General features: G+C 46.4%; 23 protein-coding genes. 15 read left to right on the top strand and 8 right to left on the bottom strand.

What is annotated here, in order from left to right; genetic code table 11:
- Window positions 1-56: 56 nt before the first annotated feature.
- The 6 genes from pyrF to ACHKAR_RS12065 all read left to right on the top strand — a co-directional run bounded on the left by pyrF (window position 57) and on the right by ACHKAR_RS12065 (window position 6,026).
- The gene (gene pyrF, locus ACHKAR_RS12090; RefSeq protein WP_159585038.1) at window positions 57-878 is read left to right on the top strand and encodes an orotidine-5'-phosphate decarboxylase; all 822 of its coding nucleotides are present in this window, start codon (window positions 57-59) and stop codon (window positions 876-878) included.
- Window positions 879-935: 57 nt separating this feature from the next.
- Entirely contained in the window at window positions 936-2,207 is a 1,272-nt protein-coding gene (locus tag ACHKAR_RS12085; RefSeq protein ID WP_395417584.1) for a DUF2851 family protein, read from the top strand.
- The gene (locus ACHKAR_RS12080; RefSeq protein WP_395417583.1) at window positions 2,204-3,409 is read left to right on the top strand and encodes a hypothetical protein; all 1,206 of its coding nucleotides are present in this window, start codon (window positions 2,204-2,206) and stop codon (window positions 3,407-3,409) included. The genes ACHKAR_RS12085 and ACHKAR_RS12080 overlap by 4 nt, the downstream gene beginning before the upstream one ends.
- Window positions 3,410-3,445: 36 nt before the next feature.
- A complete protein-coding gene (locus ACHKAR_RS12075) occupies window positions 3,446-4,087 on the top strand; it encodes an acetyltransferase (protein WP_159585041.1) in 642 nt (213 codons plus the stop codon).
- A gap of 94 nt (window positions 4,088-4,181) precedes the next feature.
- Window positions 4,182-5,147, top strand: a complete 966-nt coding sequence (trhO, locus tag ACHKAR_RS12070; protein WP_395417582.1) for an oxygen-dependent tRNA uridine(34) hydroxylase TrhO — start codon at window positions 4,182-4,184, stop codon at window positions 5,145-5,147.
- Between the two features lie 21 nt (window positions 5,148-5,168).
- A complete protein-coding gene (locus ACHKAR_RS12065; protein WP_159585043.1) occupies window positions 5,169-6,026 on the top strand; it encodes a nucleoside phosphorylase in 858 nt (285 codons plus the stop codon).
- A gap of 3 nt (window positions 6,027-6,029) precedes the next feature.
- Here the strand turns inward: ACHKAR_RS12065 and ACHKAR_RS12060 are convergent, their stop codons facing one another.
- The gene (locus tag ACHKAR_RS12060) at window positions 6,030-6,320 is read right to left on the bottom strand and encodes a sll1863 family stress response protein (RefSeq protein WP_159585044.1); all 291 of its coding nucleotides are present in this window, start codon (window positions 6,318-6,320) and stop codon (window positions 6,030-6,032) included.
- Between the two features lie 95 nt (window positions 6,321-6,415).
- Here ACHKAR_RS12060 and ACHKAR_RS12055 point away from each other — a divergent pair, with 95 nt between their 5' ends.
- The 6 genes from ACHKAR_RS12055 (at window position 6,416) to ACHKAR_RS12030 (ending at window position 11,635) form a co-directional block, all read left to right on the top strand.
- Window positions 6,416-7,981 carry a sensor histidine kinase gene (locus ACHKAR_RS12055; protein WP_395417581.1) on the top strand — a complete coding sequence of 522 codons (1,566 nt, stop codon included), beginning with the start codon at window positions 6,416-6,418 and terminating at the stop codon, window positions 7,979-7,981.
- Window positions 7,959-8,657, top strand: a complete 699-nt coding sequence (locus ACHKAR_RS12050; RefSeq protein ID WP_395417580.1) for a response regulator transcription factor — start codon at window positions 7,959-7,961, stop codon at window positions 8,655-8,657. The genes ACHKAR_RS12055 and ACHKAR_RS12050 overlap by 23 nt, the downstream gene beginning before the upstream one ends.
- A gap of 98 nt (window positions 8,658-8,755) precedes the next feature.
- Complete coding sequence (locus tag ACHKAR_RS12045; protein WP_395417579.1) at window positions 8,756-9,103, top strand: hypothetical protein; 348 nt, start codon at window positions 8,756-8,758, stop codon at window positions 9,101-9,103.
- A gap of 10 nt (window positions 9,104-9,113) precedes the next feature.
- Window positions 9,114-9,683, top strand: coding sequence for a superoxide dismutase family protein (locus ACHKAR_RS12040; protein ID WP_395417578.1), 570 nt, complete (start codon window positions 9,114-9,116; stop codon window positions 9,681-9,683).
- Between the two features lie 240 nt (window positions 9,684-9,923).
- Entirely contained in the window at window positions 9,924-10,496 is a 573-nt protein-coding gene (locus ACHKAR_RS12035; protein ID WP_159585049.1) for a T9SS type A sorting domain-containing protein, read from the top strand.
- A 146-nt stretch (window positions 10,497-10,642) separates the two neighbouring features.
- A complete protein-coding gene (locus ACHKAR_RS12030) occupies window positions 10,643-11,635 on the top strand; it encodes a beta galactosidase jelly roll domain-containing protein (protein ID WP_395417577.1) in 993 nt (330 codons plus the stop codon).
- Here ACHKAR_RS12030 and ACHKAR_RS12025 read toward each other — a convergent pair.
- Entirely contained in the window at window positions 11,632-12,660 is a 1,029-nt protein-coding gene (locus ACHKAR_RS12025; protein ID WP_395417576.1) for a glycoside hydrolase family 113, read from the bottom strand. The two genes, ACHKAR_RS12030 and ACHKAR_RS12025, sit on opposite strands and share 4 nt — an antisense overlap.
- Window positions 12,661-12,710: 50 nt before the next feature.
- Between ACHKAR_RS12025 and ACHKAR_RS12020 the strand changes: the two genes are divergently transcribed.
- Together ACHKAR_RS12020 and ACHKAR_RS12015 are read left to right on the top strand one after the other, a co-directional pair.
- Window positions 12,711-13,259, top strand: a complete 549-nt coding sequence (locus ACHKAR_RS12020) for an RNA polymerase sigma factor (protein WP_159585052.1) — start codon at window positions 12,711-12,713, stop codon at window positions 13,257-13,259.
- Entirely contained in the window at window positions 13,252-14,028 is a 777-nt protein-coding gene (locus tag ACHKAR_RS12015) for an anti-sigma factor (RefSeq protein WP_395417575.1), read from the top strand. The genes ACHKAR_RS12020 and ACHKAR_RS12015 overlap by 8 nt, the downstream gene beginning before the upstream one ends.
- A 262-nt stretch (window positions 14,029-14,290) precedes the next feature.
- Here the strand turns inward: ACHKAR_RS12015 and murA are convergent, their stop codons facing one another.
- The 6 genes from murA to ACHKAR_RS11985 form a co-directional block, all read right to left on the bottom strand.
- On the bottom strand, window positions 14,291-15,592 hold the full coding sequence (murA, locus tag ACHKAR_RS12010; protein WP_159585054.1) for a UDP-N-acetylglucosamine 1-carboxyvinyltransferase: 1,302 nt from the start codon (window positions 15,590-15,592) through the stop codon (window positions 14,291-14,293).
- Window positions 15,593-16,288, bottom strand: coding sequence for a DUF4290 domain-containing protein (locus tag ACHKAR_RS12005; protein ID WP_395417574.1), 696 nt, complete (start codon window positions 16,286-16,288; stop codon window positions 15,593-15,595). It abuts the gene before it with no gap.
- Between the two features lie 115 nt (window positions 16,289-16,403).
- On the bottom strand, window positions 16,404-16,820 hold the full coding sequence (locus ACHKAR_RS12000) for a RidA family protein (RefSeq protein ID WP_395417573.1): 417 nt from the start codon (window positions 16,818-16,820) through the stop codon (window positions 16,404-16,406).
- Complete coding sequence (locus ACHKAR_RS11995) at window positions 16,817-17,257, bottom strand: GNAT family N-acetyltransferase (protein ID WP_395417572.1); 441 nt, start codon at window positions 17,255-17,257, stop codon at window positions 16,817-16,819. The genes ACHKAR_RS12000 and ACHKAR_RS11995 overlap by 4 nt, the downstream gene beginning before the upstream one ends.
- Window positions 17,257-18,558, bottom strand: coding sequence for an aminopeptidase P N-terminal domain-containing protein (locus ACHKAR_RS11990; RefSeq protein WP_395417571.1), 1,302 nt, complete (start codon window positions 18,556-18,558; stop codon window positions 17,257-17,259). Before ACHKAR_RS11990 ends, ACHKAR_RS11995 begins: the two co-directional genes overlap by 1 nt.
- A gap of 206 nt (window positions 18,559-18,764) precedes the next feature.
- Window positions 18,765-20,570 (bottom strand): DUF7282 domain-containing protein, encoded by a 1,806-nt coding sequence (locus ACHKAR_RS11985; RefSeq protein WP_395417570.1) that lies wholly within the window; start codon window positions 20,568-20,570, stop codon window positions 18,765-18,767.
- Window positions 20,571-20,756: 186 nt separating this feature from the next.
- On the opposite strand from ACHKAR_RS11985, the gene ACHKAR_RS11980 reads away from it, so the two are divergent.
- Complete coding sequence (locus ACHKAR_RS11980; protein WP_395417569.1) at window positions 20,757-22,160, top strand: S8 family serine peptidase; 1,404 nt, start codon at window positions 20,757-20,759, stop codon at window positions 22,158-22,160.
- The last annotated feature ends 102 nt before the right edge of the window (window positions 22,161-22,262 follow it).

Genomic DNA, 22,262 nt, shown 5'->3' with positions numbered 1-22,262 from the left:
TTCCATTTTCACCCCTCACAATAATGTTTAAATTGCCTTAAATTTTCTCCTAAGGCATGACCCGGCAACAACTATTTGACAAGATCAAGGAAAAAGAATCTTTCCTGTGTGTAGGACTGGACACAGATCTGGAAAAAATCCCTAAGCATTTACTAGCGGCGGAAGATCCCATCTTTGAATTCAATAAACAGATCATAGATGCCACCTATCCGTATGCCATTGCCTACAAGCCCAACCTGGCCTTTTACGAAGCCCTCGGCAGCAGAGGTCTGGCCTCTTTGGAGAAAACCATGGAGTATATGCCTGATGATGTATTTACCATCGCAGACGCTAAGCGCGGCGACATAGGGAATACCTCAAACATGTATGCCAAAGCTTTTTTTGAAAACATGAATTTTGACTCAGTCACGGTAACCCCATACATGGGCGAAGACTCGGTCACACCTTATCTCAATTATTCCAGAAAGTGGGTCATCTTATTGGCAGCCACCTCCAACAGCGGTTCTTTCGACTTTCAGGAAGTGCTCATAGAAAACTCAAGTGAAAAGCTCTATGAACGCGTGATTCGCACCAGTGCCACCTGGAGCAACCCTAACAACATGATGTATGTGGTAGGTGCCACCCGGCCCGAATCGCTTGTAGGAGTACGGGCACTGGTCCCGGATCACTTTCTGCTCATACCTGGTGTAGGTGCTCAGGGAGGCAGTCTCTCCCAGGTTTGTAAGTACGGAATGAACCGGCAGTGTGGGCTCATAGTCAACTCCTCCAGAGGTATTATCTATGCCGGAAACGGGGAGGATTTTGCACAGAAAGCCGCTAAAGCTGCCCAGGAAGTGCAGGTACAAATGGCCGCCGAGCTTCAGAAGCATTTTGGCTAAGAAGGGCTCAAGAAAGCCACAATAGCACTATATTAGGGTTCATCAAACCGCCCGTCTATGGATGAATACTTTCTGCAGTTTCTCTGGAAATTTCAAAAGTTCGAGTCAAAGGAGCTGATCCTCTCCAATGGAAGCAGTCTGACCGTTTTCCAGACAGGGCATCAGAATCATCACTCTGGGCCCGATTTTCTGGAAGCCAAAATTAAAATAGATGACCTCACCTGGTCTGGCTCTGTGGAAATACACTACAAGTCCTCTGACTGGAACCGACACAAACATCAAACTGACAGGGCCTATGAGAACGTCATCCTTCATGTAGTTTGGATCAATGATGGTGACATTCTGGTCAATGAAGAGCCCCTCCCTACCCTGGAAATGTCTCAATATGTGGCCACCAACCTGGAACAGGAGTACCGCAGGTATATCAACCAGCCAGAGGTGATTCGCTGCGGCCCCAAACTTGGGGATATCCCGCAGATCCAGATCAGCGCAATGATCGATCGGGCGGTTGCCTCACGCCTGCAGGAGAAGAGCGTGCGTGTGCTGGATACGCTTGAACAACTGGGGGGCGACTGGGAAGAAACAGTCTACCAGACGCTGGCCCGAAATTTTGGATTCAAAACCAATGCAGAAGCTTTTCTGAAGCTGGCCTCTTCCCTACCTTATCATGTCATCCGAAAACATGCCGGCAAGGAACAACAGATCTACGCCCTTATTTTCGGAATGGCAGGCTTTCTGGAGGACCCTGTGGATGAGTATCAGGCCAGTTTGAGTGCTGAGTTCAGCTACCTGGCCAAAAAGTTTCAACTCCACCGAATGCTGGATAGGCACCATTGGAAACATGCCAAAATGCGACCTGCCAATTTTCCCTCCGTGAGGCTGAGTCAGTTTGCAGCTTTTCTTACACAGGAAAATCAACTCCTGGCCAACCTTCTGAACATTTCAGGGCGGAAAGAGGCCGTTGGCTTTCTCCAAAAAAGCCTGCCGGACTACTGGAACTCACATTTCGATTTCGGAAAACCCACAACCAAAAGTCCGAGAATAGGCACAAAATCCATTGAAAACATCATTATCAATTCACTGGCTCCTGTTTTGGGTGCTTACTCCAAATACCTGGATGAAGTCATTTATCTGGAGCGTGCCCAGCACATCCTGGAGCAACTCCCCCCTGAGTCCAATCATGTCATACAAAAGTGGATAGACCGGGGCGTAACCCCCGGCAATGGGGCAGAGACTCAGGGTCTGATTTATCAATACCAGTCGTTTTGTACACCAAAGAAATGCTTAAGGTGTAATATTGGGATGTTTATACTTAACCCACCCAAATGATTCAGCTTTTGAGCATCTTGTTTCTGGCTGGACTGGCCTATCTCCTACAGCCCGGTGCTACCTTCAGGGTATTTTACTGGAGCGGGCTGGTCTTTAGATTGTGCTGTGGACTAGCGCTTGGGTGGTTCTATCTGGTTCATTTAGGTGCTGGCGACACGGTTTACTTCCACGAGGAGGCCACCGCCCTCTTTCAGCTCTCGAATGATTCTTTTTCAGAATATACCCGCTCACTCCTCACTGCGCAACATCCGATCTATATGGGAGAGGCCAGAAACGAGTTTTTTATTAAAATCCTGAGCATTCTGTACCTAATCACCGGTGGAAACTACTGGATGAGTGGACTTTATCTTTCGTTTGCCGGATTTTATGGCAGCTGGTATCTGGTGACTCGCATTCATCAGCATCATCCCAGGTACTTTTTAGCGGCTGTTGTTGCCTTTCTCTTTCTCCCCACGGCCATGTTTTGGTCCTCCGGTGTACTGAAAGATCCCATCGTCAACGGTGCGATCTGTATGCTGGCAGGCTTCTGCGTCCGCTATTGGCACCATACCACCAACCGGCTGAGAGAATACTTTCTGGTCGGGGGTGGGTTGTTGGTACTCTTTTATCTGAAATTCTATCTGGTGGCCATGGCCGCCCTGTTCATGGGGATTTTGGCATGGGCCAAAGTGCTGAATGCTTTGGTATCCCGAAAAACACATAAACTACTCTTGACTTTGGGCTGGATTATTTTGATGGGGGCGCTGGTGACACAAGTCAATAAAAACCTCCACTTTGACCAACTGCCCTCTGCGGTGTACAATACTCATCAGATAATTTGCAGTGATTCAGATCCTGACAAAACCCTCCATTTCCCTGATCTGGAGCCTACTTACACCAGTCTGATTCAGCATTTACCCAAAGGTTTTATTGCCGGGCTGTTCAGACCTTTCATGTGGGAAGTCAGGGGACCTTTGATGGTAGGAGCGATCCAAAACCTTTTTTTTCTACTCTTATTTTTCTACAGCCTCTTTCATGCGCATCGCTATCGATTTACCGCTTTGGGTTGGATAGCAGTAGGCTACACTGCTGCTCTGGCCACCTTTCTACCTGTGGTATCTCCAAACCTGGGGTCACTGGAGCGCTACAAGGCCGCTTACCTGCCCTTCCTGCTCTTTATTCTGCTCATCATTCCTGTGAAGAGATTCCTTTCTAAAGAATAGGCTTTTCACTACCTTTGCAGCCTGATTTTCAGGACTATGGAGAAACCAGTTATCATTTTCGGAGCAAAGGGTATCGGCAAAGCCGCACTAGAGATTTTCAAAAGCAACCGCGTGGTTGTCTATGGGTTTCTGGAAGATGACGCAGAGATGCACGGCCAGGAGATAGATGATGTGACCGTATTAGGCAAAACAGACGATCACGGCTTTATCAAACTGATTGGTCAAAAAACAGAGGCCTTTGTAGCCACGGATGACAATGCCCTTCGCAAAAGACAGGTGAAGATGCTCATGGACACCCGCAAGGTGATGCCCACCAACGCCATCCATGATGCTGCGATCATTTCCAACTCTGCCGTCATTGGACATGGTAATTTTATCAATGCCCGTGTGACCCTGGGTGCCAATGCGGTCATTGGCCAGCATTGCCTTATTCACACTGGGGCCACCATTGAGCATGAGGTGAAAATGGGTGATTTTGTGCAAGTGGGAGCAGGCACCACCATCAACTCTGGAGTAGAGATCGCCAACGAAGCCTTTATTGGCAGCGGCTCTCTGATTGTAGCCGGAGTGAAAATTGGCAAAAAAGCACGGATCGGTGCAGGATCGGTGGTCATCGCTGATGTGGCAGATGGCAAAACCGTTTTTGGTAACCCGGCCACCGTCATCGACTCAAAATAATCTTTTATAATGCCTTTTTGAGGCTCATTCGTTTAATTTGCTGTTTTAAACCACTATTCCTTTTTCAAACACCTTGCCGAAACAAGGCTCAGTTATGGAAGCAGAATACTTAAACCTACTTTACTATTGCTATTCGAGGATCGAGGATCCCGAATTATTCAGAGAGCAACATCACCTCAAATGTCTGGAACTCAATCTTAAAGGCCGCATTATTGTGGCCTCAGAAGGGCTCAACGGCACTGTTTCTGGCTTGCGAGCGGATTGTGAGCAGTACATGAAAGATGTACAATCAGACCCGAGGTTCAGCCACGTGGAGTTTAAAGTGGAGTCTGTGCCAGATCACACCTTCACCAAATTGCACGTGCGAGTGAAGCCCGAGATCGTGCACGCCAGCCTCCCTCACATTGACCCTACCAAACGAACCGGTGCCTATGTGGAACCGGACGAATTCAGGAAAATCTTGAAAGAGCAGCCCGAAGACACGGTCATTCTGGATGTACGCTCCAACTATGAGCACGAAGTAGGCAAATTCAAAAATGCCATTACACTGGACATTGAAAATTTCAGAGACTTTCCTGAAAAAGTAAAGGAGCTGGAATCGCTCAAAGATAAAAAAGTGATCACCTACTGCACCGGCGGCATTAAATGTGAAAAAGCCAGTGCATACCTCCTGGAGCAGGGATTCAAAGACGTACATCAGCTCCATGGTGGCATTATCAAATATGGCATAGAAGCAGAAGGGGAAGATTTTGAGGGAAAATGCTATGTTTTTGACAATCGGATCGTCAAAGACCTCAATAAGGTGAATCCAAAAATCATTTCCAGGTGCTATGTGACGGGAGTTCCCAGTGACCGAATGGTCAACTGCGCCAATCCGCACTGTAACAAGCACATCCCAATGAGCGAAGAGGGCGCCCGTGTATACAATGGCTGCTGCTCTGAGGAGTGTGCTAAAAATCCGGATGTGAGGCCTTATGATGGCACTGGGTTTTACCAAAAGGAAATGAACGGATATAACCCGTACCGAGGACTAAAGCGCCAAAAAAATACCAGCTCTTAACATCGTAGAAAAATACTCCCTATGGCCAAATTTTCTGAAACAGACCTCATCATCAATCCTGATGGGAGTATTTATCACCTCAACTTAAAACCTGAGAACGTTTCCGATAAAATCATCACGGTGGGTGATCCCAGCAGGGTTCACCGTGTATCGCGCCATTTCGACAAGATAGAGTTTGAAATGAACAAGCGTGAGTTCATCACGCACACAGGCACTTACAAAGGCAAAAGACTCACCGTCATCAGTACCGGAATGGGCACTGACAATGTAGAGATCCTGATGAATGAGCTGGATGCGGTATTCAATATTAATCTGAAGACCAGGGAGCCAAAGCCTAACCCTACACGCCTGAAAATCATCAGGATCGGTACGTCGGCAAGTATACAGAACGACATCCGACTGGGGAGTCATGTGATGAGTGAATACGGGATAGGTATGGACCCGATGGTTCATTTTTATCAAATGGAAATGGAGGGTCTGGAGCTTGAAGTGAGTCAGGCCTTACAAAAAGAAATAGGACTGCCCTACCTACCTTACTGCGTCCGAGGCTCTGATGAACTCATCGAGCAGTTTCGGGACAAAACCGTACTGGGCAACACCGTAACTTGTCATGGATTCTATGCGCCACAGGGCAGATCACTCAGAGTGCCCATCCGTTACCCAGACCTGGTGGACAAGCTCAATTATTTTCATGTAGGTAATTTCTGGCTGACCAACCTCGAAATGGAAACAGCCGGGTACTACGCCCTGGCCAAACTGTTGGGCCATGAAATGATTAGTATGAATGCTATCATTGCCAACAGGATCAGGAATAAGTTTTCGAAAGACCCCAACAAAGTGGTGGACTCCCTTATCCGAAAAGTACTGGAAACAATCTAGAAATTATTTGGATGCTGAGTTATCCTTGAACATCGCCTCGATGGCCTTTTTCAACTCCTGTATGGCACTGGACAAATGAGACTTGGCATCCTGCCATTTGCCTTCATTTTTTCCCTTGTAGCTCTCAAAGTCCTTCTCCAGTTTCTCCTTTTTCTTCTTTAGCTCCTGGATCTTCTTCTCCACATCCTCGCGCACATCACCACTGGCATTTTTGGTTTCTACAATGAGTTGATCAATCTTTTTGCCAAGTTCAGCTAATATTTTCTCTACTTGTCCTTTAGTGTCGTTTGCCATTGGTTTGTTATCTGGTTCGTTAAGGAAATTAAAGATAAGGTCAATTATTTCCAACCATTGAGTTATACATTTATATCTTAGGCCCTTTAGACCCCATGAAATCCGCTGCAAACAGGCTCATCATCACTGTCATTGGCACCATTCTGCTGCCAATTATCGTGTATTCGGTATACGAGATTTCTTCCATCACCGAAGATGAAGAGGTCATAGAAAAAGTGTATCATGAACAGCTCAATGCCATTATTTTTTCCGTAAATCAGTTTTCTGATGATAATCTCAGCAGCATTCTGAATAAACTGGAAGACAACCTGAGTGACTCTCTCACCCTCTCTGATGCCGAGCCTTTTCTGGCATTCAGTAATTTCAATGTGTTACTCCTTAAAGCTGCAGATTCCTCTCAGGCCAGGGCAGTGGTGTTAAATGACCGACTCAAACCAAGAAACTGGCTGGCACTACAAGACTCCCTGCTAGCCGTCAATCCCGAACTGAGTGAGCAGCTCCTAAGGTACAAAGCTGGGGGTTACCGCAAAATAGAACCCATAGGCACCATCAGACTTGGTGGTGAAAACCAACAGATCATCCGGGCAGTGCTCGATACCAAAATGGGCGACATCCAGCTCACAGGTCTCCTAAGCATTGAAGGTTTTGCCAATAATGTACTGGCTCCAAAACTCCAGCAAATTGCTGAGGGCGAGCTGGTCATCACTCTGGGTTATTCGGCCACCAACCAACTCGTTTACCTGACCGACTCTCTCACCAATGATGTCATCCTTCGGAAAAGCATGTGGCTATTTCCTGACCTGGAAGTAGGGATCAGTTCCAGTAGCAAAACGGTGAAAGAACTGGTGGAAGAGCGCATGTATTATAACCTCGGCTCCTCTCTCCTGCTCATTTCCCTCCTCATCTTTGGTTTTAGCCTGGTTGTAAGAAACTTCAGAAGGGAAATGCACCTGGCTCAGACCAAGTCTGATTTTGTTTCCAACGTTTCACATGAACTCCGAACACCACTCTCACTCATCAGTATGTTTGCCGAAACTTTGTTTTTGGATCGGGTGCCCAGCCAGGAAAAGCGAAAAGAATACGAAGAAATCATTCTCAAGGAAACCAATCGCCTGACCAATATTGTCAATAAGATCCTGAACTTCTCGCAGATAGAAGCCAACAAACGCACCTACACCCCCACCCGCACGGACATCAACGAACTTCTTCGGGAGGTCGTCCACGACTATGCCTATCACATCGAAAAAAACGGATTCACGCATAGTTGTGAACTCACAGAACCCCTTCCTCAACCCCTTGTGGACCGGGAGGGCCTATATGAGGCATTGGTCAACCTGGTGGACAATGCCATCAAATACAGTGACCAGGAAAAAAATCTTGTCTTCAGAACTGGTCAAAAGGGCAATGCCGTGTACCTGGAGGTGGAAGACAAGGGCATCGGGATTGCCACAGACAAGGTGAAGCAGATCTTTGAGAAGTTCTACCGGGTGACGGACGGCAATGTGTACACCACACAGGGCGCCGGGCTTGGACTGGCATTGGTGAGCCACATCATGGATGCGCACAATGGGGACGTTGAGGTGGAGAGCACCCTCGGAAAAGGCAGTACGTTTAGATTAGTATTTTATCTTGAAAATCATGGCGAAAATATTAGTAGTTGAGGATGAACCCAACCTCCGGATTGGCCTAAAGGACAATCTGGAGTATGAACAATTTGAGGTAATATTGGCCCGAGATGGCGTGGAAGCACTCCATCATCTGGACGGAGACATTTTTGATCTCATTTTACTGGATGTGATGATGCCCAAAATGTCTGGTTTTGATGTGTGTAAAACAGCCAGGAAAAACGGTGTGGTGACCCCCATCATCTTTCTGACAGCCAAAGGAGAAGAGATAGACAAAGTACTGGGTCTGGAACTGGGTGCGGATGACTATATCACCAAACCCTTCAGCATCAGAGAATTAATTGCCAGGGTGAAGGCCGTATTGCGCCGGGCACCGGGTGCCGTCAGTCCGGAAAAGGAAGCAATCCCTGAACAGCTACAGATTGGATGCCTCACCGTAGACTTCACCCACTATGAAGCCCGGCACACCACTCAGGGTCAGATGAAAATGTCTCATAAGGAATATGAGGTACTTCTCTATCTCTACCAACACAAGAATGAAATCGTAAGCAGATACCAGCTTCTGGAAGATGTCTGGGGGTATGACACTCAGCCCACCACACGCACGGTAGACAACTTTATTTTGAAATTAAGACAGAAAATAGAACTCAACCCGAATGACCCCAAACACATTCTGACCGTGCACGGAGCAGGTTACAAAATGCTTGTTTGAGATGAAACTGATTCTATTTTGTAAAAAAACAAAAATGTTGAAGTGGGGAACTTTTGATTTTATAAAACGTCTATTACCTTTCGACCAAAATTCGAACAATGCAACCTTCTAAACCACGTGTAATTAAAGACTTTGAAAAGTTGGATGAGAATCTGCAGGAGCAGATCAAGCTGGCCTATCCCTATGGTTTTTACGATTCTTTGATACATTTCTACAATAAGGAGGGTAAGAAGGTATCGGCTTTGCCCTTTGAAACCGACGACAGGTATTACATGGTGCGCATGACCGTGGCAGAAGCCAAAGCAATCATCGAAGACGATGAGGATTTTGATGACGATGGCAACCTTAAAGACGAGATCAAGGACGACTATGAGAGCAAATACTCAGATGTGAGCTACATGAGCGACTACATTTCTGATGATGAGCCCACAGATGACGATGATTAAATTCATACCGTTGATCACGTTACTTTTGCTGCTCGTCAGCTGCAAAGAAGATACCAAGACACCAGATCAGCCTGACACAACAGCGACAGCTTATTTGTATGGTATGCTCTCTGTCACCGACTCTACCTATCTGGTCGGTGAAGCGCCCTATGGACAAGCGACTTTCAGCCAGAAAGACAGTGTGGTTACCATCACTATAGCGCTGGAGCACTTTCCCCCCAACACCATTCATGCGGTACACCTGCATCAGGGTGGCTGCGAAATGCCAGGCATGCACTGGAATCTTGGAGAACCCATGACCACCCGATTTTGTAATGAAACCAGCCTAGGCATCCCCTGGGCCAAACCCATGGCCGGCGATGTGGGTAATGTGAGCGTCAGCTATGATGGATCCGGGGTTTTCACCATCAAAACCGATCTTTGGAGACTGGGTAGCCAGGACCATCGAGACATCCTTGGGTTGTCCATCATTATCCATGAAGCTTATGAGGATTTTATCACCGAGTGCGATCCTTCACACACCCATAATCACACACATCCAAACGCCAAAGTGGCTTGCGGAATCATCACCCTGGACTGACAGCAGCCCCCCATCCTCTTATATCCCTTTTTAACCATCAAATATTCAGATTAATAAAAAACAAACGATATCATATTCAATATTCGCAACGTTTATCTACTTTTACTGAACATATATATACAAAACGGTGACATTTCGTGACAATCGTTGACTGAAGAGTGACAAACCTGGCTGGATTAGCCCGTATGATTGTATTGTAAAACAAGAACAATCGAACCAACAGGTCAAAACTCCAAAATCATGAAAAAACTAACAATGTCAGCAGCCGTACTCCTAACAGTTATGAGTGTGGCCTTTGCAGCCGGGGATGGCACAAATGAAAACAGGGCAAGAGTAATTGCCAGCAAGAGTGATATATTCAAAGTATTGTATGTAAACAGTGAATCTTCGGTGGTCAAAATACGACTCAGAGATCATGAGGGTAAGCTAATCCACACTGATCGGGTGAAGAATGAAGGTGGTTTTATGAAGCCATACGATCTCTCAAAACTCGAAAACGGAACCTACTATTTGGAACTAACAGATCAGTATGGCGTATTCAGTGAAAAAATAGAGCTACTACCTGAAAAAGAAAGTAGCACCCTTTCAGTAAAAGCACTGGAAAACAAAAAGTATGAACTGTCTGTAGAACAAAATGAAAAATTACCTTTGCTCCTGACTATCTACAACTCTAATGAGGAGGTGTTATACAAGGAGAGGTATCAGGATATGAAAAACTTCTCACGAGTGTATGATCTATCCCAATTTGATTCTCAAAACTTTGTATTTGAACTCACAGACCATAACTCTACAAGAATTGTCTCTGTAGATTAAAAATATACTTCTTTATACTATTACAAATGCCTTCCTGATTCAGGAAGGTTTTTGTTTTTTATGACAACCAGTGACAATCATTTACAGCCAGATGACCACCAATAATTCTAAAGACAGTATAATTGAATAGACATTTCAACGATTAAATGAAATCCTTCATAACACTACTTATTTTCATTTTACCGCTGGTTGGCATCTCCGATGATCTACGTCGGGTGGTGGACCTTCGTGGAGAATGGCGCTTTTCCATAGGCGACAATCCCAGGTGGGCCAACCCAGACTTTGATGACCATAACTGGGAGAAAATATTCGTGCCATCTCCCTGGGAAAATGAAGGGTTTAGTGGGTTTGATGGCTATGCCTGGTATAGAATCACCATAGACCTTCGCGGGTTATCCGAAAACCATCTATATCTCGTGCTCGGCTACATCGATGATGTAGATCAGGTATTTCTCAATGGTGAAATGATTGGTTTTTCAGGATCTTTCCCTCCTAGGTTTTATACGGCTTACCAGTCTTTCAGGCGATACCGCATTCCACCTGAGCTACTCAATAAGGATGGTAAAAATGTCATCGCGGTGAGGGTTTACGATACCGTACTGGATGGCGGCATCATCAAAGGCGATGTGGGCATCTACACCAACAGAAATGAACCCGAAAAAACCCTGCTCATCGAAGGACTGTGGCGCTTTCGGGAGGGAGACAATGAGCGTTGGAAAGAAAACGACTATGACATCAGTGATTGGGAGTACATGATGGTGCCCAGCTTCTGGAAGAGCATGAAATACTCACGCTTAGAGGGGGTTATTTGGTACAAAAAAGAATTCATCTTACCTCCGCAGCTACAGGAAGAATCCATGCTCATGCTGGTACTTGGCAAAATAGACGACTTTGACCATACGTATCTGAATGGCGTACTCATAGGCTCCACCAACGACGGAAAGCCACTGGGATACTCCAACTCCTGGCATCAGTACAGGGTGTACCCCATCCCCAATGAGCTCCTGAACAGGAAGGGTAAAAACATCATCTCTGTAAGGGTAAAAGACATTGGGGGAAACGCCGGAATCTACGAAGGACCATTGGGCATCGTTCCTTTCTCCAACTACAGGCAACTACTCAACGCCCGGGACTACTAATTACCTGTACCATACCACCGGGCAATCACCGCCTCGGCAGGTTTGCCCTGAGGAGTAAAAGACAGATCATGAGGTCCTCCATGACGTTCGTCAAAATGCCACTTCCAGAAGAAGCCTCCGGCAAACCAGGGCTCCTTCCAAAGCACTTCATAAAGCGCCTGGTAAGCCCGTGCCTGTAGCTCCATATTCACCTGATCAGCCGATTGTGAAACTTCCCAATGATTACCTACTGCTCCATTGGCACTCTGATATCCATACTCTGCAAAAAGGATCGGCTTATGGTAGAGGGCCCCAAACGATCGTAGCTTCCTGACCAATGGTGCCCATGCCCTTTTGATAGTGGCAACATCCGGGTCCTTCTCATGCACCAGTGGAAAATAGGCATCCACTCCGATATAGTCCATTTGATCCCAAAACGGGACATTTTCATAGTTATCCCAATTGGCTGCATACGTGAGCTGACCATGGTACTCCCTTTTAATGTCCTGAATAAGCTGACTCCAATATGCCGGCCGTTTCACCACTGCCACCTTATACTCCGTGGCAATGCAAAACAGCTCTACCTGCATTTTCTCAGCCAGCCTGGCATAGGCCATGGCGTATTCCCTATAGTGTGCTTCCCAAATTTTCCATTTTTCTTCACTGTCCAGGTCAAATTCACCAATCCAACTACCCCGCTGCCATACATGTGGCTTCAGCATTACTTTGAGACCGCAGGCATGTGCCAGCCGTATCAGCTCCTCCGCTCCCTCCAGCCGCTCCCCCCACCATTGTCGCTCATGGTTGAAATGCACCTCCGGCTCATTTTCCCGGCTAAAACCAAAAGGGATCACTGCCACCCAGTCCCCATTCACCCTCCGAACAGCATTCATTTGTGCCGAATCGATCACGAAATGTGGATTAACAAGACTCACCCCATTGATCCTTGATGATAACAGCACAGTAGATTCATCTGAACTCATCACCATCAAAGCGCTCAGGGCGATGATCAATACGAGCAGGAAAACAAAAACCTTTCGGAACATTAAGATTGAATCTAAGTTTTGATAACTTAAACGTTAAATTATTCAAAATTTTGACCAAAAGTATCGACTTCAACACCCTACTGGTAAAGCGGCTGAGAAACAGAGATGTAACAGCCATGGATTATCTCTACGAACACTACTCTGACGCTCTCTACGGGATCATCTATCGCACACTCAAGCACACAGAAATAGCTGAAGAAACCCTGCACGATGTATTCATTAAGATTTGGGATCAAATAGAAAGCTATGATGCCAGCAAGGGCACTCTTTTCACCTGGATGTATCGCATTGCCAGAAACCGGGCCATAGATGCACGCCGGTCTAAGGACTTTAAAACCGCAGATAAATCTGATGACATCACAGGCTTCGTAGATATGTTTGAATCTTCGTCAAACGCTGAAGAAGACTACATTGGATTGTCAGGAGTTTTAAGTGAAATAGGTGAGATGTGCAAGAAGCTCATTCAGCTGAACTTCTTCATGGGGTACTCCCATGCAGAAATCTCCAAGAATGAGGACATGGCCTTGGGAACCGTAAAAACCAGGCTTAGAAACTGTTTGAAAGACATCAAATTAAAACTGAGTAAAGATTTTGAATAAGCAAGAAATATTAACGGACGGGTACCTGGCAGCCTACATCACTGGTGAACTAAGCCCGGATGAGGCACAAGAGATAGAAACGCACATCGCTTCCGATCAGCAGATCAGACGTGAATATTTCGACCTGCAAAAAACACTGGAGTTGGTGGCTTTTCACCATTCCATCGCTCCCTCACCAGCGGTAAAAAAGTTGGTCATGCAAAACGACACTGTGATCAAAAACATACACAGTCCGGGAGAAAGCAGTGGCGGCTCCAGATACCTGATGGCGGCAAGCATTACCATAGCCTTAATATCAGCCCTCTCAGCTTTCTATTTTTGGAATCAGTGGAAAGATACAGACAGTCGTCTCGCGCTACTCACTGCACGGAATATCGAAATGGCAGAAAGCTATCAGCGCGTAAACCAGGAGCTTACAGGCATCCGGGGAGACCTGGCGGTACTGGTAAGTCCAGAATTCAGTCGGATCATCCTGAACGGAACCGACAATGCAGCTGATGCTAAAGCAGTTATCTACTGGAACCCTACAGAGGAGGAAGTGTACCTGAATTCGGCCAATCTGGCTCAGCTCCCTCAAAACCAGCAGTATCAACTATGGGCCCTCATAGATGGGGTGCCGGTGGATGCTGGTGTGTTTGATGCTTCAGATGGTACCTTCCAGATCATGAAAAACATTGCCAAAGCTGATGCCTTTGCCGTGACGATCGAACAGTCGGGAGGAGCTGAAAGCCCTACACTCTCCACTATGCAGGTGTATGGAGAGTCCTGATCGGTAGACAATAGCATTGAAAAATCATACCCTGAACGGATCAACCTTCAGGGTATTTTTTTGCATTATAAAATAGATTCTGTGATAAGTCGAAGAAGACCCGGGTAAACTTCTGACAGAAATTTCAATATTTTATCCATCCAAGAAATCCAGAAGCCACAGGCTTTACATAAGTACTTCAGTTTCTGTTCAGAAACTTCTTAAAGCTGGTTGATTAGCGCCGTGAGGGGACTCACGGCGTTTTTTGTATGCATTAGGATTTTTAGAACCGTTCAATATCAGCACCCAGTGCCTTCAATCGCTTGTCGATAAACTGGTAGCCTCTGTCTATCTGCTCCACATTGTGGATAGTGGATGTACCATCCGCCGACAAAGCAGCAATCAGCAATGATACTCCGGCCCTGATGTCGGGTGAGGTCATGCTAATGCCCTTGAGGTCAAATGCCCGGTCCAGACCGATCACTGTGGCTCTGTGTGGGTCACAAAGTATAATCTGAGCCCCCATATCGATCAATTTATCAACAAAAAAGAGTCGGCTTTCGAACATTTTCTGATGGATAAGTACCGTACCCTTAGCCTGAGTGGCTGTCACCAGCACAATACTGAGCAGATCGGGAGTGAAGCCGGGCCATATAGCATCCGCGATGGTCAGGATCGACCCATCTATGAAAGACTCAATCTCATAATGCTCCTGTGCAGGCACGTAGATATCATCTCCTCTGAATTCCAGTTTAATTCCTAATCTTCTAAAGGTGTCAGGGATAATCCCTAGCATATCGATTCTGGCATCCTTGATGGTGATTTCTGACCTGGTCATTGCTGCCAGACCAATGAAACTCCCTATCTCAATCATATCCGGGAGCATGGTGTGATCCGTGCCACCCAAAGATTCCACCCCTTCTATTTTCAGGAGGTTACTTCCAATTCCCTCAATCCTGGCTCCCATGCGTACCAGCATGTTGCATAGCTGCTGAATATAAGGCTCGCATGCAGCATTGTAGATGGTAGTAAGCCCTTCAGCCAGCACAGCCGCCATGATGATATTGGCTGTACCGGTGACAGATGCTTCATCCAGGTGCATGTAGGTGCCCTTGAGCTTCCCGCTTACAGTATAAAATGAGTTTTTTGCGTCATAATCAAACTGAGCGCCCAGCTTCTGAAAGCCCACAAAGTGAGTATCCAGCCTCCTTCGGCCAATTTTGTCTCCGCCCGGACGTGGCATCTTGCCAGTGCCATATCTGGCTAGCAGTGGCCCCAGAATCATGATCGATCCCCTGAGTGATGACGCCTTTTCCTTAAAGTCTTCAGTATCCAAAAACTTCAGGTTCACGTCTTTGGCTGTGAACCGATAAGACTCTTCGTCAGTCTTTTCTATCTGCACACCCAAGTCTGCCAGCAGATCTATGAGCTTGATGACATCCCGAATATTAGGAATCTTATGAATATGTACTGGCTCTGAGGTGAGCAATACAGCCGAAATAATCTGTAGGGCTTCGTTTTTGGCTCCTTGCGGAACGATGCTTCCTTTGAGGCGGTTGCCTCCCTTCACTCTAAATGAAGCCATTTAGTTGTTGTTTCTTCTGCGTTTGTTGGAGAAATTTCTTTTACCGCCCTTGTTATTATTGTTGCGGTTTCTGTTTTGGTTTTGGCCCTGGTGCTGACCTCTGTTGTTATTATCAAATGATCGCTCCTTGCGCTCACTGCTATCGAAAAGACCATTGGCCTTCACCTTTTCTATATCGATATCCAGCTGATCTTTAGACAGTTGTTTGATGTTCTTAAGCACTTGCTCATCCTCAATATTGTCTCTGTTCCAGGTCAGGTAGAAAGACTTCATGAGCTTACCAATGGCCACGATGGCCGCTTCTTTTTCTTCTGGGTCTTCCAATGCGATGGCATTGTTGATCAGGATTTCAATATTTCTGCCATAGTGGCGAAACTTGATTTCATTGGCCTGATAACGCATGCGATCCGGCTTACGATCCAGGATGGTTGATTCAGGAATCGGAAAAGGGCTTTCCACATCCAGGTCAAACTTAGATATGATGAATAGATCATCCCACACCTTCTGCGTGTATTCGCTGGCATCTTTGCTAAACTCTGGATTGATCATTTTCATCAATTCCACAATCAGGGCAGCATATTTGTTGCGCTTTTCTTTATCGTCGGTCGCTTTCAGATGCTTCACCAGGTTCTGCACGTTTCGGCCGTACTCTCTCAACGTAAGATGAGGACGCTGGGTATTGTATTCTAAACTCATTGATTTTTGATTTTGCTCAAAACTAAAGTAAATCCAACATTAGGCCGCACATGCAGGGGATAATTCATGCAGTTTTGGCAGCCAACAGGTATAAAAAGGGAAAAAATGCAAATTTTCAGAAGTCCAATGCTGCTATACACTTCAGCTCTATGGCTATGGGTGTAGGTAGGGCGTTTACCTCCACTGTAGTGCGGCAGGGCTGCACCTCTTCAAAGTACTCTGCGTAAATTCGGTTAAAGGTACCAAAATCATCCTTCATATTGGTAAGAAAAACGGTAACATCCACCAGATGTCTCCATCCGGCACCGGATGCTTCCAGAATGTCTTTCACATTGTTGAAAACAGAATGACATTGGGCTTCTATGTCATACGCCACAATTTCACCCTGATCATTGAGGGTAACACCCGGAATTTCCTTCTTCCCTTTCACTCTGGGGCCTACACCAGATAAAAACAGGAGGTTGCCCACTCTGCGAGCATGGGGATACAGGCCTACAGGCTCGGGCGCTTTGTCTGATTGATAAATGCTCATAACTCTTTTGAAAAATAAATTTTAGAATCATCAGGATTTGGCTGTGGTTCAAAGTCCACTACATTAAAACCCTGGTGGATGGCAAAATGAATCATAGAGCGGTGACTGTTACGTGTTTTGAACTTTAAAGATCTGTACCCCTTCAGCTTACACCAAACCTCCATTTTCTGTAGCAGTATCTTGGCAACGCCCTGCCCCCGAAATGCAGGCACAACACCACCCATCCAGCTATAGAAGACCTTTCCATCTAAAAACCGGTCATAGCCCACCTTGAATCCCGCCAACTTCCCGGCGATCTCAGCGATCAGAATGACGGACTCGCCGCCCAAAAGCCTGTTGGTATATTCTGCTGCGGTATATCCATTTTCAAACTCAGGGATCTGCTCCTGAATCTGAATGGCCTCCTCTATCGTACCAGAGCGAACCACCACCTGCATCAGCTCTTTCGGCTTTCGTTCATCAAATCCTCAATTTCCTCAGCGTGGATAGGAATATTTCTCATCAGGTTTTTATGCCCGTTTTCGGTGATAAGAATATCATCTTCCAGCCTGATACCAATCCCCTCTTCGCGGATATAAATACCAGGCTCCACGGTAAAGACCATGCCCGGCTCAAATTTCTTATATATAGATGCCACATCATGTACATCCAGGCCCAGGTGGTGAGATGTACCATGCATGAAATACTTCTTATAAGCTGGCCAGTCAGGGTTCTGATTCTTCACATCAGTCTTATCTATCAGACCAAGTTCTATTAACTCCACTTCCATGAGAGCCCCCACAGCCTTATGATACTCAGGAATAGCGCTGCCCGGAGTGAGCAGCTCAGTAGCCTGATTTTTCACCCTGAGCACTGCATCATACACCTGCCGCTGCCTCTTGGTGAAGCGTCCGTTCACAGGAATGGTGCGGGTCATATCAGCATTATAGTTGGCATATTCAGCGCCCACGTCCATCAGCATCAGGTCCCCGTCTTTCAACTGTTGGTTGTTTTCAATGTAATGAAGCACACAGGCATTGGCTCCTCCAGCGATAATTGGTGTGTAGGCAAACCCCCGTGAACGGTTAGAAAGAAAAACATGGGCGTACTCCGCCTCTACCTCATACTCCCACACTCCGGGGCTCACCGTTTCCAAAATTCTCCTGAATCCCTGCTCCGTAATGTGGCAGGCATGCTCTATCAGCTTAGTCTCTATGCCAGACTTGATGGTGCGCAAGTCATAGATGATGGGTGCCAACCGCTCATATTTATAAAGTGGGAACCGGGACATGCACTGCTTGATGAACCGGTCGTTGGCCGTCTCTACTACCGAAGCATTCCTGATGTGCTCATTGGTTGGCAAATAGATATGTTCAGACTCAGCCAAAATGGTATAGAGCATTTTTTCAAAATCCTGATTCCATTTAATGTTCTGAATACCCGAAATCTCCTGACCCTCTTCCTTGGTCAGTTTATGCCCTTCCCAAATGGCTATTTCCTCATTTGTCTCTCTCAAGAAAAGGAGTTCGCGCATTTTTTCATCCGGAAAATCCGGAGCTAGAATACAGATAGACTCTTCCTGATCCACTCCTGTGAGGTAAAATAGATCCGAGTTTTGCTTAAAACTCATCGTACCATCTGCATTGGTGGGCATGATGTCATTGGAGTGGATGATCACCACAGAATGTGGCTTTAGCCTTGAAACAAGTCTCTTCCGGTTCTCTACAAAAAGCTGATGATCTATTTGGCCGTATCTCATGGGTTTTTCTTTAGATAAGTCTGTTGCTAACAAAGAGGCACCAAGCTGAAATCAGGGGTTGCCACATGCTCAAGGTGGGTGCCGCTCCTCAGCCCTAAAGTTAGTATTTCTTTTTCGGCTCAGGAGACTTCACCCCATGGAGCACAAAAAAAGGACCACAAAATGCAGTCCTTTTTTACAAAATAATCCTAAAACCAACCTATTCTTTAGAGGGCGGTAAATGACACTACTACCACATCTGAATTAAACACTTCAGGACCATCTCCGTTATCCGGAAAACCATATTCACCATCAGCGGGGCTTTCTATGTGAAGCATTGGAAACAGCTTATCACCAGCAGCTACTGTGGCACTGCCCAGATCCACCATCACATCACTTGTGCTTCCTGCATTGACAAATGTCTGACCGAGTACCGGCCCTGGTCCTCCATTGCCATTGTCTTCGTGGATCACAATCCAACCATCTACTCCGGCCTTCACTTCGTCTATTGTCACCATATTGTTCATGACAATCTGATCAGACACCATAACTGATGGAGCCTCTATCTCTATCGAACTAAATGTGATCGGCAAGTCAAAACCATTTGCTCCGTCAAATTCATAGGCACCAATGGTTCCGCTTTCATTGTGAAGCATGATCCATAGGGTTTCACCATCAGATAGGGGCTCATCATCCTTAAAGGTGATCGCTACATTTTCTGTGGTTCCAGCATCTATAGCTACAGGATTAGAAATAATCCCCGGTGCTACGAATGAACCGGCACCATTGTCTCTATGTACCACCACCCAGGAGGGTTGCCCCACTGTAATGCTCTCCACCATCAGTGTGTTTTGAGACACCACCTGATTGCTGGCCATGAACGAACCCGAAGGAGCTTCCAAAGTAATCGGAGCTGTAGTGATAGGGCCATCAAAGCCATTGGCTCCATCAAACTCATATTCACCAATAACTCCATTCTCAGTATGGAGCATAATGTAGATCACATCTCCGGCACTTAGCGCAAAATCACTATTCAGTTCTATGGCCACATCTGAGTTAGTTCCAGCCGGGAGCTGTACCGGAGTGGAAATTATCCCTGGTACTTCCGGACCATCCTTAGTAGCATTGCTGGCATGCACCACTACCCAACCAGTGGCATTAAGCGTCAGCTCACTGGCCGTAATCATATTTCCCTGTACAACCTGCCCTACTGCTGAAATACTCCCAGTAGGGGCGAGAGTCTCTATTCCCACAACTACTACGTCATTGGCAAAAACCTCTGGACCGTCACCATTTTCTGGAAAACCGTACATCCCGTCGGCAGGACTTTCTACATGGAGCATTGGGAAAAGCATTTCACCACCGGCGAAAACTGCATCACCCAAATCGATGGCAACATCACTGTTTATACCAGCCGAAACCATGGTCTGACCCAAAACCGGCCCGGGTGCACCACTGCCATTGTCGGCATGAATGACCAACCAGCCATCTACAGCCGCTTTCACCTCACCTATTGTTACCCAGTTTTCGTTCACCACCTGATTTGATGCGGTAATATCCGGGGCAGACACTGTAATGTCTGTCATGACTATGCTTCCATTGGATAGTATGGGTCCATCAAAGCCATTGGCTCCATCAAACTCATAGGTGCCTTCAATACCATCGTCTGTATGAAGCATCACCCAGAGTTTGTCGCCATCCATAAGGTCATCCACCTCGGTAAGCGTAAGCTCCAGATCGTTCTGTGACCCGGCCTCCACGAGGAGCGGCTGAGATATGATACCAGGCACCACTGGAGTACCATCTTCATTACTGGCATGCACTACCACCCATCCCTTACTGTCGAAATTGACATTGGACACCCTGATGGTATTCTGAGAAATTGTCTGACTGGAAACTGTCAGCATACCAGAGGGCATTTGTTCTTCAGGCTCCATATCTGTGGTATCATCATCCCCACATCCGGCAAACAAGAATGCTCCCGCCAGGAATAATAATGAACTGTGATTGAATAGTCTTTTAGTACGTTTCATTTTGAATAATTTATGTTGGATTAATTCTTTACAATGCCCTACCTACGACCAAATGGATGTCTCTGGATTTTATTAATTCAATATTTTCTCAAAAAAGTACAAATACAGGTGTCGCTATGGAGTTCATCCATCACTCAGATCTTCACACAATAGGGCTTTATTCATGGCTATTCCGTATTATTGAAGATGACTCGCCTGATAGGCTTATATGCGCTTTTTATTCTACTTTTTGCTGGTAGAACTGCCAGTGGTCAGCATAAATATTGGCTTGACCAGAACTCTCTGGCTACACTCAGCGTGACTCTCCCGGAGCCAGACCGATGCTCCCAATGGATCAATGCCTGCACCTATACACTTACTGAGGATCAGAGGTCTGCCGTCACCGCTGCAGGAGGTATACTCACTCCGATGCTCACCTTTGCCCCGGCTGCACTCGCACACAAAGACCCTATCCTAAGCTTTGCTTTGGAGCAGATTCAGGCCAACTATTTTCTGAAAATGGGCCTCACTGGTAAAGGGGTGAAAATTGGGATTATCGATGGGGGTTTTTTGAGGGCTGACAGGGATCCCACATTGAGTCATCTTTTTGAAAAAGGATTGGTCAAATCCTACAAAGACTACATCACTCCTGAGATGGAGCCTTATGGCGGGGCCATCGGACTGGATGACAATCACGGCACTGAAGTATGGCAGCTCATTGGCGGATATGATAAAGAAAAGAACATCCTCTATGGGCTGGCCCAGGAAGCTGAGTATTACCTGGCCAGGACTGATCATGGTGCCTATGAAAAAAGAATAGAAGAGGATCTCCTCATTTTAGCACTCGAGGATATGGAGCGACAAGGGATCCGGTTAGTCAATGTTTCGCTGGGCTATAATCTGGGTTACTCTGATGCATCAGAAAACTACCGGCCCAGCCAGATGGATGGTAAATCCACAGCCATCGCCCGGGCGGTGGAAATAGCCGCCACCCAGAAGGGGATGCTGATCGTGGTGGCAGCTGGCAATGAAGCCCGGGATGCCTGGCAGACCCTCTCGACACCAGGTGATGCTCAGCATGCTCTCACCGTAGGTGCCAGCAAATTTGACATCTGGGACAAAATGGACTACAGCAGCATCGGACCTGACTATACCGACTTTGTAAAACCGGATATCTCGGTGTATTCCACCCTTGGCACGTCCTACTCCACCCCTATCGTTACGGGCCTTGTGGCATGCATCTGGCAAATGGACTCCACACTCACTAATCTCGAAATCATCGATATCCTGAAGCAGGCGGGAAACTTCTATCCCTACCCCAACAACTACCTCGGATACGGGGTACCCACTTGCCCGAACATCATTAAAATCATGAATGGTGAGACCATCAAACGACCACAAAAGGTCAAAACATCAAAAGAAAGCTACAAACTCACCCGTGATTTTGACACAAAGTATCTCGTAGCCTTTCATAAAAAAGATGAGCGAAATGTGATGGCCAGAGTAGTGTACCGACCTATGGGAAATAAGGTGAAAATAAAAAGGATAACAGGCGCCCGACAAACCAGTCTGCTGATAGGCACTGAGGTAATAGAGATCTTTTGGGAGTAAAACAAAACCGGAAGGGCTGCGCCAATATGATTTCCATTTTGCCCTTCCGATTTTTGTTTTTAGGTAACTAGAATTCTCCAACAAAACCGCTATTGTGATTAC

The organism is Marinoscillum luteum (assembly GCF_044005705.1).
Taxonomy (GTDB): Bacteria; Bacteroidota; Bacteroidia; order Cytophagales; family Cyclobacteriaceae; genus Marinoscillum; species Marinoscillum luteum.
Note: the sequence above shows the minus strand (reverse complement) of the source record. Positions and strands in the feature narration are given on the sequence as shown.